We start from the raw sequence: 13176 nt of genomic DNA, 5'->3' as shown, positions 1-13176 counted from the left end.
CCGGTCGGCCCACGACGGGTCGGTCCGCCGACCCGGCAACCTAACAGCGACGCTGCCGCACCGCCCCCGAATTACGTGCGGGCACGCAGTCGGCGCAGCATCCGCGGGTCCTCGAACCCGACCGAGCGCGCGGCGGCGTCGATCGTGGCGCCGTGGCTGATGAGGTGCTCGGCGCGTTCGAGGCGCAGGGTCTGCTGGTAGCGCAGCGGGGTGAGGCCGGTGGCCCGGCTGAAGAGGCGGGTGAGGGTGCGTTCGCTGACGCCGACCGCGGAGGCGAGTGCGGGCAGGGGCAGCGGTCGGTCGAAGCGGGTGTCGATGAGGTCCTGGGCGCGGTGCACGGTGTCGTCGAGGTGGGAGCGGTGCCGGAGCATCGCGCTGGTCTGCGGTTCGTGGCCGTTGCGGCGGGCGTAGACGACCATGTCCCGGGCGATCTGCGCGGCTACGGCGGGACCGTGCCGGGTGGCGACGAGGTGCAGGGCGAGGTCGATGCCGCTGGCGATGCCGGCCGAGGTGATGACGCGGTCGTCGGTGGTGAAGAGGACGTCGCGGACGACGGTCGCCTTCGGGTGGCGCAGGGCGAGTTCGTCCTGGACGTCGTGGTGGGTGGTGCAGTGGCGGCCGTCGAGGAGTCCGGCCCGGCCGAGCGCGTCGGCTCCGGCGCAGACGCTGGCCACCGTCCCGCCCCGGGCGTGGTGGTCCCGGAGGGCACGCAGAGTCGTAGCGCCGATGGCGGGTGCGTCGGCCAGGGTGACGGCACGCCATCCCGGCACCACGATCAGGTCTTCGGGGCCCAGCTCGGGCCAGTCGAGTCCGGCCGCCAGCGGCAGCCCCTGGGCGCTGGTGACCTGGGGCTGCTCGGCGACGTAGGAGAGCGTGTAGGGGTGCCCGAAGTCGGCGGCCGTGGAGAAGACCTGTGCGGGTCCTGCCAGGTCCAGCAGGTGGACTCCGGGGACCAGGAAGAAGACGACGTGGCTCACGATCCGGTCATCATGCCTGATGTGCGGCGGCGGCTTCCAGTTCGTCGACCGTCGCGATGGTGGCGAAGCGGCCGGCGAGGGCGTACTCGGTGCGGCGGATGATCTCGTCGGCGGGGAGCGTGCGGGGGTCGGCGAGGAGTTCGGCGACGGTCTGGTCGGCGGGGGCGTCGCGGTGCGGGATGGGGTTGGTGGCGGTCGCGTCGGTGACGAAGGTGACCTGGTAGCCGAAGTCGCTCGCGACGCGGGTGGTGGTCTCGACGCACTGCTCGGTGCGGATGCCGCAGACGGTGAGCTCGCGGACGCCCCGCTCGGTGAGGAGTTGCTGCAGGTTGGTGGTGGTGAAGGCGTTGTGCGAGGTCTTGTGGAGGAGCGGTTCGCCGTCCGCGCGCTCCAGTCCGTCCATGAGCCGGACGTGGCCGAGGGCCGGGTCGAAGACGTCGCCGCTGCCGGGCTCGGAGTGCAGTACCCACACGACCAGGTCTCCGGCGCGGCGGGCGAGCTGGACCAGGCGGTTGGCCTGGTCGGCGATCTTCGGGTCGGAGATGGTCTCCCACAGCGGGCGGGCGCGGAAGGATTCCTGGACGTCGATGACGATCAGTGCTCGGGTCATGTGCCAAGACTGCGCCGTGCGGGCGGGGTGGCGACAGGCCGCATCGGGTCCGGGACCGGACCGATCCGGTCACCGATGACGCGGCCTGTCACCATCCCCCTACCTCAGTTCGACAAGCAGGTCGCCGCCCTCCACCTGCTGGATGCGGTTGATGGCGAGGCGGGCGACCCGGCCGGCCTTGGGAGCGGTGATCGCCGCCTCCATCTTCATCGCCTCGATCGTGGCGACGGTGACGCCGGCCTCCACCTCGTCGCCCTCCTCGACCGCGAGGGTGACCACGCCCGCGAACGGCGCGGCGACATGCCCCTGGTTGGTGCGGTCGGCCTTCTCGGTGACGGGGACGTCGGAGGCGGCTGCCGTGTCCCGCACCTGGACCGGGCGGAGCTGCCCGTTCAGGGCGGACATCACGGTACGCATCCCGCGTTCGTCGGCCTCGCCGACGGCCTCCAGCTCGATGAGGAGACGGACGCCCGGTTCCAGGTCGACCGTGTACTCCTTGCCGGGCCGGATGCCGTAGAAGAAGTCCTTGCTGTCCAGGACGCTGGTGTTGCCGTAAGTCTGGCGGTGTGTCTCGTACTCGCGGGTCGGGCCGGGGAACAGCAGGCGGTTGAGGGTGGCGCGGCGGTCCTTGTCGAGGGCCGTGCGGTCCTCCGCGCTCAGTTCCTGTACGGGCTTGGGGGCGGCGCGGCCCTGGAGTGCCTTGGTGCGGAACGGTTCGGGCCAGCCGCCGGGCGGGGTGCCCAACTCGCCGCGCAGGAAGCCGATCACGGAGTCGGGGATGTCGTACCGGTCGGGGGACGCCTCGAAGTCGGCGGGGCTCACTCCGGCGCCGACCAGGTGCAGGGCGAGGTCGCCGACGACCTTCGACGACGGGGTGACCTTCACCAGGTGGCCGAGGATGCGGTCGGCGGCGGCGTACATCGCCTCGATGTCCTCGAACCGGTCGCCGAGGCCGAGCGCGATGGCCTGGGTGCGCAGGTTGGAGAGCTGGCCGCCGGGGATCTCGTGGTGGTAGACGCGTCCGGTAGGTGAAGCGAGGCCAGCCTCGAAGGGGGCGTAGATCTTGCGGACGCTCTCCCAGTACGGCTCCAGGTCGCCGATGGCCTGGAGGTCGAGGCCGGTGGGGCGGTCGGAGTAGTCGGTCGCGGCGACGATCGCGGAGAGGGACGGCTGCGAGGTCGTACCCGCCATGGAAGCCACCGCGCCGTCGACGGCGTCCGCGCCCGCCTGGATCGCGGCGAGGTAGGTGGCGAGCTGGCCGCCTGCCGTGTCGTGCGTGTGCAGGTGGACCGGCAGGCCGAACTCGCGGCGCAGCGCCGATACGAGGGTCGCGGCGGCGGGTGCGCGGAGCAGGCCCGCCATGTCCTTCACCGCGAGGACGTGGGCGCCCGCCTCGACGATCTGTTTCGCGAGGCGGAGGTAGTAATCGAGCGTGTAGAGACGCTCGTTGGGGTCGGACAGGTCCGAGGTGTAGCAGAGGGCGACCTCGGCGATCGACGTTCCGGTGGCGCGCACGGCGTCGATGGCGGGGCGCATCTGGCCCACGTCGTTCAGCGCGTCGAAGATGCGGAAGATGTCGATGCCGGTGGCGGCGGCCTCCTGGACGAAGGCGTCGGTCACCTGGGTCGGGTACGGCGTGTAGCCGACGGTGTTGCGGCCGCGCAGCAGCATCTGGAGGCAGATGTTGGGGACGGCCTCGCGCAGGGCGGCCAGGCGGTCCCACGGGTCCTCTGCGAGGAAGCGCAGTGCGACGTCGTAGGTCGCGCCTCCCCAGCACTCCAGGGAGAGGAGTTGAGGCACGGTGTGGGCCACGACCGGGGCGACCGCGAGGAGGTCCTTGGTGCGGACGCGGGTGGCGAGGAGCGACTGGTGGGCGTCGCGGAAAGTGGTGTCCGTGACGCCGATGGTCGGTGATTCGCGCAGGTGCCGGGCGAAGCCCTCGGGGCCGAGTTCGGCGAGCAACTGCCGTGAACCGGCCGGGGGTTCGGTGCTCGGGACCGGCGGCAGCTTGGTGGTCGGGTCGATCAGGTCGGGACGCTCACCGTGCGGCTTGTTGACCGTGACGTCGGCGAGGTAGGTGAGCAACTTGGTGCCGCGGTCGGCGGAGTGACGGGCCGTCAGCAGATGCGGGCGCTGCTCGATGAACGAGGTGGTGATGCGCCCGGCCTGGAAGTCCGGGTCGTCCAGCACCGCCTGGAGGAACGGGATGTTGGTGGCCACACCGCGGATGCGGAACTCGGCGACGGCACGCCGGGCGCGATTGACGGCGGTGGTGAAGTCCCGGCCCCGGCAGGTGAGTTTGACCAGCATGGAGTCGAAGTGCGCGCTGATCTCCGTACCCGCGTGGGTGGTTCCGCCGTCGAGGCGGATGCCGGAGCCGCCGGGTGAGCGGTAGGCGCTGATCCGGCCGGTGTCCGGGCGGAAGCCGTTGGCGGGGTCCTCGGTGGTGATACGGCACTGGAGTGCGGCGCCGTGCAGAGTGACCGTCTCCTGGGACAGACCCAGGTCGGCGAGGGTCTCCCCCGAGGCGATCCGCAACTGCGCCTGCACGAGGTCGACGTCGGTGACCTCCTCGGTCACCGTGTGCTCGACCTGGATGCGCGGGTTCATCTCGATGAAGACGTGGTTGCCGGCCGGGTCGAGGAGGAACTCGACGGTGCCCGCGTTGCGGTAGCCGATCTCGCGCGCGAAGCGGACCGCGTCGGCGCAGATCTGGTCACGCAGGGCGGGGTCGAGGTTGGGCGCGGGAGCCAGCTCGACGACCTTCTGGTGCCGACGTTGCAGCGAGCAGTCGCGCTCGAAGAGGTGGATGACGTTGCCCTCGCCGTCGGCGAGGATCTGCACCTCGATGTGCCGGGGGTCGACGACCGCCTTCTCCAAGAACACCGTGGCGTCGCCGAACGCGGACATGGCCTCGCGGGCCGCCGCCTCGATGGACTCGCGCAGGGTGGCCGGATCCTCGACGCGGCGCATACCGCGTCCGCCGCCGCCGGCGACCGCCTTCACGAACACCGGGAAGCCGATCTCCTCGGCGGCGCGGACCAGTTCGTCGACGTCCGTGGAGGGCGCGGAGGAGCCGAGCACCGGTACGCCTGCCGCGCGGGCGGCGGCGATCGCCGTGGCCTTGTCGCCGGTCATCTCCAGGATGTGGGCACTGGGGCCGACGAAGGTGATGCCCGCCTCCTCGCAGGCGCGGGCGAGTTCGGGGTTCTCGGAGAGGAACCCGTAGCCCGGATAGACCGCGTCCGCTCCCGCGCGCTGTGCCGCGCGGACGATCTCCTCGACCGAGAGATAGGCGCGGACCGGATGCCCGGGCTGACCGATCTCGTAGGCCTCGTCGGCCTTCAGCCGGTGCAGCGAATTGCGGTCCTCGTGGGGGAAGACCGCGACCGTGCGCGCGCCCAGCTCATAGCCGGCGCGGAACGCCCTGATCGCGATCTCTCCACGGTTGGCGACCAGCACCTTGCGGAACATTCCCGATCCCTTCAGCCTGCCGATGACGTGCACCATGGTGTCGGCGTCGCCCCTGTAACGCCATGTGAGCCGGGACACTAGTCGCAAACGTGTCGCGTGACGCGGTCCGCCGGGCCGACGGTAAAGAAATCGTATGGTCTAGTCCAAAGTGAGCTTTGGTCCAGTCCAATCCATTGACGTGGCCGCGACAGCGCCAGAAGCTGGGCGCCTCCCCCACTCCCACCGGAGGCACAACGTGACACGTCTTCGTGCATGTCTGGGCGCGGCAGCCACCGTGACGCTCGCCGCCGCGGGCACGACCGCACTGTTCGCGGGCAACGCCCAGGGCGCGCCCAACGCCGCCACCGCGCTGAGCAACCGCTGGTACGCCGCGGCCCCGTATCTGATGCCGACGGACAACAACCCGCCGGACGCGGGCGCCATCATGGACGCCACCGGTCTCAAGGCCTTCCAGCTCGCCTTCGTCCTCGCCCCCAACGGCGGCGGCTGCTCCCCCACCTGGGGCGGCACCTCACCGGTCTCCTCGGACACCGCCGTCCAGTCGGTGATCAACACGATCCGCGCCAAGGGCGGCGACGTCTCGGTCTCCATCGGCGGCTACGGCGGCACCAAGCTCGGCCAGGCCTGCGCGGACCCGGCTTCGACCGCGGCGGCGTACCAGCAGGTCATCACCAAGTACGGTCTGCACGCGATCGACTTCGACCTGGAGGAGCCGGAGTACGAGAACACCGCGGCCATCCACAACGAGATCGGCGCGGCGAAGATCCTCCAGCAGAACAACGCGGGCCTGTACGTCTCCGTCACCACGGCCGGTACCGCGGACGGCACCGGCTGGTTCGGCAAGCAGATGCTGCTGGAGGCGAAGTCGCAGGGGTTCACGCCGAACAACTTCTCCATCATGCCGTTCGACGGCGGCTTCAACGGCGCGGCCTCGCAGACCAGCGCGCTCACCAACTTCAACTCCATCCTGCAGTCCACGTTCGGCTGGGACCAGGCGACCGCGTACGCCCACGAGGGCTTCTCGGGGATGAACGGGCGCAGCGACACCGGCGAGTACTTCACCCAGGCGGACTTCCAGACCGTCCTGAACTACGCCACCAGCCACAACATGGACCGCTTCACGTTCTGGTCCCTCAACCGTGACCGGCAGTGCAGTCCGGTCGACAACGGCGGTACCACGTCCGGGACTTGCTCCAGCGTGGCGCAGAACGCGTGGGACTTCGCCAAGTACTCGGTGCAGTTCGCGGGCGTGACGCCGCCGACCTCGACGCCCACGCCGACCCCGACCCCGACCCCGACGCCCACCCCCGGCACGTGCAAGACGGCGTGGAGTTCCACGGCCGTCTACACGCAGGGCAACGAGGTGTCGTACGGCAACCACAACTGGGCGGCCAAGTGGTGGACCCAGAACGAGGTGCCCGGTGCCTCCCAGTGGGGCCCCTGGCAGGACGAGGGCTCCTGCTGATCCGGCGGGATCAGTAGGACATGGGCTGCGACGTCAAGTAGGCCTTGAGAAAGGCGTACTTGGCGTCGCTGTCCGCTGCGGGGAGCGTGGCGAAGTGGTCGCCGAGTTCCATCGTCTGCGGGGTCCCCGTGTCGAGGGCCGGCCAGGTGGCCAGGCTGCCGCCGTTCGGGTTGCCGGTGGCCGCGAAGTTCGCCACGTACGAGGCGGCGGTGTCGGCGATGTCGTAGTCACGTCCCGCCCACGGCCGGTCGGTGTTGTAGAGGAACCCGAGCAGGTAGTAGACGTCGGCCCCGTCGAAGGCGCCCGAACTTCCGCTCCCGACAACGGGGTTGGTGGCGTCGTGGCCCGGCGGGACGCGGGTCCAGAAGTAGGTGTGGACCGGGCCGTGATTGCCGGCGGTGTCCTCGAACTGGCCGCCCCACAGGAACGTGGACACGCGTTCCTCGTCCCGCGCGTAGGCGTTGTACTGCGTGGCGGCCTCGGCGTCGGTGGTCGCCGGATACAGGTCGAGGAAGGTGTCCGTGAGGCCGAGCGGTCCGAACTGCGCATCGGCGTAGGCCTGGTATTCGGTCAGCGTGGGTGAAGCGGCGTTCCCGTCCCGGCAGTTGCCGGTGAGGACCGGTACGTCGATCTCCCTGCCCGCCTCCATGGCGGCGGTGTACGTGCTCGGCAGAACGTAGCCGTCAAGTACGTCGCCGAAGCCGGTGGCGTCGGCCGGTGCGTCGGCGGCATAGGTCCGCGCCACGATCTCGTCGGCGGAGAGCGCACGCAGGTCGGTGAGGGACGAGCAACTCAAGTAGGCGGCGAAGGCGGTGCCGTTGGTCTCGGCGTCCGCCAACGTACGGTAGCCGTACGGTGGTTGGCCGAGCGCGGGGTCCCTCGTGTAGTGCACGCCGGACGGCAACAGAGCCCGGTGGAACAGACCTCGGGCCGCCTGCGAGGCCAGCAGGACGTTGCCGAGGTTCGCCCCGTTCTGCCAGCCGGCGAGCGTCACCCGGTCCGGGTCGCCGCCGAACGCGGCGATGTTGCGGGACACCCATTCCAGCGCCGCTACGGCGTCCAGGGCACCCCAGTTGCCGGATGCGGAGTGCCCGGACTCGGCGCTCAGGTCGGGGTGGGCGAGGTCGGCGAAGGGGCCGACGCGGTGGTTGACGCTGACGAACACGACGCCCTTGTTCGCCAGCAGGGAGCCGTTGTAGATCTCCTGCCCGGCCCAGATCGCGGTGTCACGGCCGCCGGGGAGCCAGACGAGGACCGGTCTGCTCTCTCCTGAAGTGGCCGCGCCGGTCCAGATGTTGAGGTTGAGGCAGTCCTCGCCCAGGTCCGGTACCTGATCGCTCGGGATACCCGTGACGGGCTGGGGGCAGGCCGGGCCCCAGGCGTTCGCCTTGCGGATCCCGTCCCAGGACGGTGCGGGCCGGGGCGGGCGCCAGCGGTTGGCGCCGGCGGTGGTGTCCGCGTACGGGATGCCCTTGTAGGCGACGATGCCCTTCAACCCGCCCTGGATTCCGGTGACTTGGCCGGACTCCGTGGTCACGGGGTCGTCGGCGCTCCGGCTGGTGCGTCGGTCGGCGGCCGACGCGACACCTGAGTCCAGACCGGTCGCCAGCACAGCGGCGACGGTACCGGCGAGAAAGCCACGGCGGTTGAGGTCTCGCGAGCGCACAGGAGCTCCCTGTCGAGTGGGGGGACGGGCGAGTCGCACCATGCTCGGGCGACCGCCGGGGCGCGGCAAGCGGAACACCCGGACTCACAGACTCGACAGTTTCGACAGCTGTTCGACAGTCCAACTCCCCTGCTGTCAGAGGATGTTGACCGCCCGCGCGACGACCAGGACGACGATCGACACGGAGACCGAGGACTGGCTCATCATCAGCATCTTGGCCCAGCGGGAGAGCGGCATCACGTCGGTCGGGCTGAAGGCGGTGGAGTTGGTGAAGGACAGGTACAAGTAGTCCAGGAACACCGGCTCCCAGTCCGGCGGCGCGGTCTCCGGGCTCTGCATCTGGACGAAGAGGAAGTCGGCGTACTGGTGGTGCCCCATGACCCGCGCCAACGGCCCACCGCGGTCCCACTCCCAGTACCAGAGGGCGAACACGATGACGTTCGTCAGCCAGATGGCGCCGCCGGTCAGCAGCAGCGGCCCTGCGCCCAGACCCTCGGTGCCCTTGACCAGGCCCACCACCAACCGGGCCGCCGACCAGCTGTTGGCCAGGCTGATCACCCCCGTCAGAACCAGGCTCGGCCAGCGCAGCCACCGCGTGCCGGGCTCGATCCGCCGGGGATTGGCGACGAACAGGCCTACCATCAGCGCGATTTCGAGGGCCGGCAGCAGCCAGTACGGCTGGAAGGCGAGCCGGTGCGGCAGCATCAACTGCAGGGCGAGCGCCACCAGGATCACGGCGGACACCGCCCACCGTGTCTCCCCGCGCGTCACCCGGCGCCACGCGGGCACCACATCGCGCCCGCTGTCCTCCAGCAGCCGCTCGATCCTGGCCAAGCGACTCTCGGAGTCGCCCCTACCGTCCGTACCGTCCGTCATGGCAGCGATTGTCCCCGGTCAGGGATCGATCGCGTGAAGCGCCCCACCCGAGTCGCCCGCGGATGTCCCGACGGGTCGCGGTCAGCCGCGCAGCGGTTCCGCCAGTCGTCCCAGCAGCCCCGCGACCAGGGCGGTCTGCGCGGGCACGGTGTCGGGGTGGATGAACTCGCCCTGGGCATGGGCGCCGTCGCCGACCGCCCCCATGCCGCACAGCACGGGCAGACCGAGCGCGGCGACGAAGTTGGCGTCACTGGCGCCGCCGACGGCCGTGTCACGCAAGGCGTCACGCCCCTGCTCACGGGCGACCTCCCGAGCGAGGTCGAGCAGCGGGACGGAGGCGGCGTTGAGGGTCATGGGCGGCCGGTTCCAGGCGTGGTCGATCTCGATGGCGACGCGCGGGTCGCTGACCTTGATGGCGTCCAACTCCTCGTCCACCCGGGCCTGTTCGGCCGCACTGCTGACCCGGATGTCGACACCGGCGGTCGCCCGCCCGGCGACGACGTTGATGGCCGAACCACCCTTGATGAGCCCGGTGTTGATCGTGGTCCCCTTGTCAGGGGCGGCCACCTTCGCCGCGGCGACGACGAACTCGGACAGTGCGGTGATCGCACTCGCCCCGTCCTGCGGCGCGAGCCCCGCATGGGACTCGACGCCGGTGGCCGTGACCTGGAAGATCCCGGTGCCCTTGCGGGCGGTCTTCACCGCGCCGTGGGCACTCGGCTCCAGCACCAGCGTGACGTCGACCTTCTGCGCGACCTCCTCGATCACCGGCCGCGAGGACAGCGAACCGATCTCCTCGTCACCGTTGAAGAGGAAGGTGACGGTGGGCAGGGGCGCGCCACTCTCCCTGGCCAGCTTCAGCGCCCAGATCCCTTGCGCCAGCCCGGTCTTCATGTCGAAGATGCCGGGCCCGCTCAGCTTCTCCCGCCCGTCCTCGCCCACCTCCGGCTGCTCCCATCCGGCGAGGGTCCCGGTCGGCCATACGGTGTCGTAGTGCCCGACGAGCGCGACATGCCCGGCGCCGGTGCCGCCGTAGGTCAGGGTGAGGGTGTCGCCGCACTCGCCGCCCGGGTGGCGCTGCTCGTGGTCCGGCCGGCCGAGCCGCTGGACGGTCAGCTCGCGCAGCAGGTCCAGGCCGCTCGCGAGGCCGGGGAGGTCGTAGCTGCTGGTCTCGTGGCGGACGAGGGTCAGGATGTCCTCGACGATCTGCGAGGAGACGTCCTGGGCGCGGGTGGTGAGGGTGGCGGGTGCGGGTGATGCGGTCATGATCTGCTTTCTCGTACGACCGAACGGACGGGGTCGCTCGGGAGGTGGTCAGCTGATGCCGAGCGGGATGCCCAGCAGGTACCAGGCCACGAAGAACGCGACCCAGACCACCCACACGACGGCGGCGATCGGGATCGTGAAGGAGGCCAGGGTGCCGATGCCGGCGGACTTGCGGTACTGCTGGATGAAGCCAAGGGCCATGACGAAATAGGGGCTCATCGGGGTCACGCAGTTGGTGACGGAGTCGGCGACGCGGTAGACGGCCTGGGTGGTCTCGGGCTCGATGCCGATGAGCATCAGCATGGGGACGAGGACCGGTGCGGCCAGCGCCCAGAGTGCGGAACCGCTGGTGATCACGAGGTTCATGAAGGTGATCAGCACGGCGATGCCGACCAGTACGGTCCAGCCGTGCAGGTGCAGGTCGCGCAGTGTCTCGGCGCCCTTGATGGCGAGGATGTTGCCGATGTTCGTCCACTTGAAGTAGGCGAGGAACTGGGCGATGGCGAAGAACAGGACGAGGATCGGCGCCATCGAGCGGGTGCCGTCCACCATCGCGCCGATGCTGTCGCGGGCGGCCGTGAAGGTGCCGGACAGCCGGCCGTAGACGGTGCCGAGCACGGCGAAGAACACGCCCAGGACGAGCGCCATGCCGCCGATCAGCGGGGAGTTGACGATGCCGCCGCCTTCACCGCGCAGGGGTGAGGATGACGGGATCATGGCCGCCACGAGGAACGCGAGGAAGCCGACGGCGACCAGGCCGGTCGTGCGCAGGGCGCGCCGCTGCTGGTCGGTGACCTCGATCTCGGCGAGTTCCTCGGCGCCCAGCGCGGCGACCGGCTCGTCGGGTTCCAGGTCGGAGCGGCGGGCGAGGACCTTGTCGACGACGAGGGTGATCACCAGCGCCACCACGATCGACGAGCCGAGGCTGAAGAAGTAGTTGGCGACCGGGGTGACGACGTAGTGCGCGTCGATGGTGTGGGCGGCGGCGGTGGAGATCCCGGAGAGCAGGACGTCCGTGGTGGTGAGCGACGGGGAGGCGTCGTAGCCGGCGGCGATCGAGACGTAGGCGACGACACAGCCGAGGACCGGGCTGCGGCCGGCCGCGCGGAAGACGAGGGCGCCGAGCGGGATGAGGGTGACGTAGGCGGCGTCGCCGGCGACATGGCTGACCATGGCCGTCATCGACAGGGCGAAGGTGAGGTACCGGCCCGGCACGCGCGCGACCATGCGGCGCAGCAGGGCGGAGAACAGCCCGCTCTTCTCGGCGACGGCGATGCCGAACATCACGGTGAGGATGGTGGCCAGCGGCGGGAAGGTCGCGTAGTTGTCGACGGCGCCCTCGACGGCCATGGTGAGGCCGTCCTTGCTGAGCAGGTTCTGCACCTTGATGGTCTCGTGCGTGCCGGGGTGCACGGCGCTCATGCCGATCGCCGCCAGGACGGCGCTGAGGACGGCGACGACCCCCGCGAGAATCCAGAACAGCCAGAAGGGGTTGGGGAGTTTGTTGCCGATCTTCTCGATCGCCGTCAGGCCGCGGAAGGCGGTGCGCAGGACTCTCGACTGGGGCTCGGTGGAAGGAGGCTGGGGTTGAGCGGAGGTGACACTCATCGGTACCTCTTGGCGCGACGGGGGGATGTTCCTGCGAACAATGGCATCCAGATGAGAGATTCTCTATATCTTGGAAGTAACGGTGGGATTAAACAGCACCTTAGAGTGAGGCCTTATGACCCGTCCTCTCCTCGACGAACTCGACCGGCGTCTCATCGGCGCGCTGCACCTGGCGCCCCGGGCCACCTGGGACGACATCGGCGAGATCCTGACCGCCGACGCCAGCACCCTCAAACGGCGCTACGACCGGTTGCACGAGGCCCGCATGGTGCGCGTGATCGGACAGGCCGACTGGGGCATCCACTCCACGGCGATGCCCGTCCACGTCTTCCTCGACATCACCGGCGAGACCCCCCTCGCCGTCCTCCACCGGCTCCGTGACCTGCCCCACCTCCAACTGCTGGCACAGATCTCGGGCGACTACCCGCTCTACGCCGTCGTGCACGCCCCGTCCGAGGCGGCCACCAGCGAGGCGATCGACCGGATGTTCTCCGTCCCCGGCGTCCGCCGCGTCAACGCCCTGCCCGCACTCAGCACCCTGCGCCGGGGCATCACCTGGGACCCGCAGTTCCTCACCGACACCGAGCGCGCCGACCTGCTGAAGCTGACCGGCTCCCGCCCCGAGGGCACCGCGACCGCGACACCCCCGGCGAAGCCGCTCAGCGAGGCCGAACGCAGCGTCGTGGCCCAGCTGTTGCAGGACAGCCGCGCGTCCGCCGCGAGCATCGCCCGGGCCACCGACCTGGCCACCTCCACCGCGCACCGTGTCGTCCGCCGGGTCCTGGACGAGGGCTGGGTCAAGCCGCGGCTGGAGATCGTGTCGGAGTGGCTCGGCTTCCAGACCGCGTTCATCCTCCGGCTGCGGGTGGCGCCGGGTGCGACTCCCGAAGTGATGCGCCGCATCGACCAGTTGCCCCAGACCCGGCTCGCCGCGCACGTCGCCAGCGACACGTCCGTGCTCGCCACCGGCCTGGTCGCCGACCGCTCCGCCCTGGCGCTCTTCGTCGACAACGAACTGGCCAGGATCCCCGGCCTCCTCGGCGTCAGCGTCGCCGTCATGCTCGCCGAACCGCGCCGCTACTGGCTGGACCGCGACCTGACCACCGGCCTCGGCGCGTTCCACGCACCGACCCTGCTGTGAGCAAGAGGCGGGGGGCGCCCCCCCCCCAACGCCCGGGGGCGCCCCCCCCCGCCCACCCCCACCCCCCCCCGGGGGCCGAGGCGCCGGGCCCCC

9 protein-coding genes are annotated in these 13176 nt (G+C 70.4%); 2 read left to right on the top strand and 7 right to left on the bottom strand.

Annotated elements, in window-relative coordinates; genetic code table 11:
- Positions 1-71: 71 nt before the first annotated feature.
- The 3 genes from AB0I69_RS39190 to AB0I69_RS39180 all read right to left on the bottom strand — a co-directional run bounded on the left by AB0I69_RS39190 (position 72) and on the right by AB0I69_RS39180 (position 5061).
- On the bottom strand, positions 72-977 hold the full coding sequence (locus tag AB0I69_RS39190) for a DJ-1/PfpI family protein (protein ID WP_363100534.1): 906 nt from the start codon (positions 975-977) through the stop codon (positions 72-74).
- 10 nt (positions 978-987) lie between these two features.
- A complete protein-coding gene (locus AB0I69_RS39185; RefSeq protein ID WP_363100533.1) occupies positions 988-1587 on the bottom strand; it encodes an isochorismatase family protein in 600 nt (199 codons plus the stop codon).
- 99 nt (positions 1588-1686) lie between these two features.
- The gene (locus AB0I69_RS39180) at positions 1687-5061 is read right to left on the bottom strand and encodes a pyruvate carboxylase (protein ID WP_363100532.1); all 3375 of its coding nucleotides are present in this window, start codon (positions 5059-5061) and stop codon (positions 1687-1689) included.
- A 235-nt stretch (positions 5062-5296) separates the two neighbouring features.
- Between AB0I69_RS39180 and AB0I69_RS39175 the strand changes: the two genes are divergently transcribed.
- Positions 5297-6526: a chitinase gene (locus AB0I69_RS39175; protein WP_363100531.1), complete on the top strand. Its 1230-nt coding sequence runs from the start codon at positions 5297-5299 to the stop codon at positions 6524-6526.
- A 10-nt stretch (positions 6527-6536) separates the two neighbouring features.
- Here the strand turns inward: AB0I69_RS39175 and AB0I69_RS39170 are convergent, their stop codons facing one another.
- The 4 genes from AB0I69_RS39170 to AB0I69_RS39155 all read right to left on the bottom strand — a co-directional run bounded on the left by AB0I69_RS39170 (position 6537) and on the right by AB0I69_RS39155 (position 11942).
- Positions 6537-8192: a carboxylesterase family protein gene (locus AB0I69_RS39170; protein ID WP_363100530.1), complete on the bottom strand. Its 1656-nt coding sequence runs from the start codon at positions 8190-8192 to the stop codon at positions 6537-6539.
- A 135-nt stretch (positions 8193-8327) separates the two neighbouring features.
- The gene (locus AB0I69_RS39165) at positions 8328-9068 is read right to left on the bottom strand and encodes a hypothetical protein (protein ID WP_363100529.1); all 741 of its coding nucleotides are present in this window, start codon (positions 9066-9068) and stop codon (positions 8328-8330) included.
- 81 nt (positions 9069-9149) lie between these two features.
- The gene (locus tag AB0I69_RS39160; RefSeq protein ID WP_363100528.1) at positions 9150-10334 is read right to left on the bottom strand and encodes a M20 family metallopeptidase; all 1185 of its coding nucleotides are present in this window, start codon (positions 10332-10334) and stop codon (positions 9150-9152) included.
- 48 nt (positions 10335-10382) lie between these two features.
- Entirely contained in the window at positions 10383-11942 is a 1560-nt protein-coding gene (locus tag AB0I69_RS39155; RefSeq protein ID WP_363100527.1) for an AbgT family transporter, read from the bottom strand.
- A gap of 115 nt (positions 11943-12057) precedes the next feature.
- Between AB0I69_RS39155 and AB0I69_RS39150 the strand changes: the two genes are divergently transcribed.
- Entirely contained in the window at positions 12058-13083 is a 1026-nt protein-coding gene (locus tag AB0I69_RS39150; protein WP_363100526.1) for an Lrp/AsnC family transcriptional regulator, read from the top strand.
- Positions 13084-13176: the final 93 nt, after the last annotated feature.

The organism is Streptomyces sp. NPDC050508, assembly GCF_040655155.1.
Classification (GTDB): Bacteria; Actinomycetota; Actinomycetes; order Streptomycetales; family Streptomycetaceae; genus Streptomyces.
This window is presented reverse-complemented; position numbering and strand designations above follow the sequence as displayed.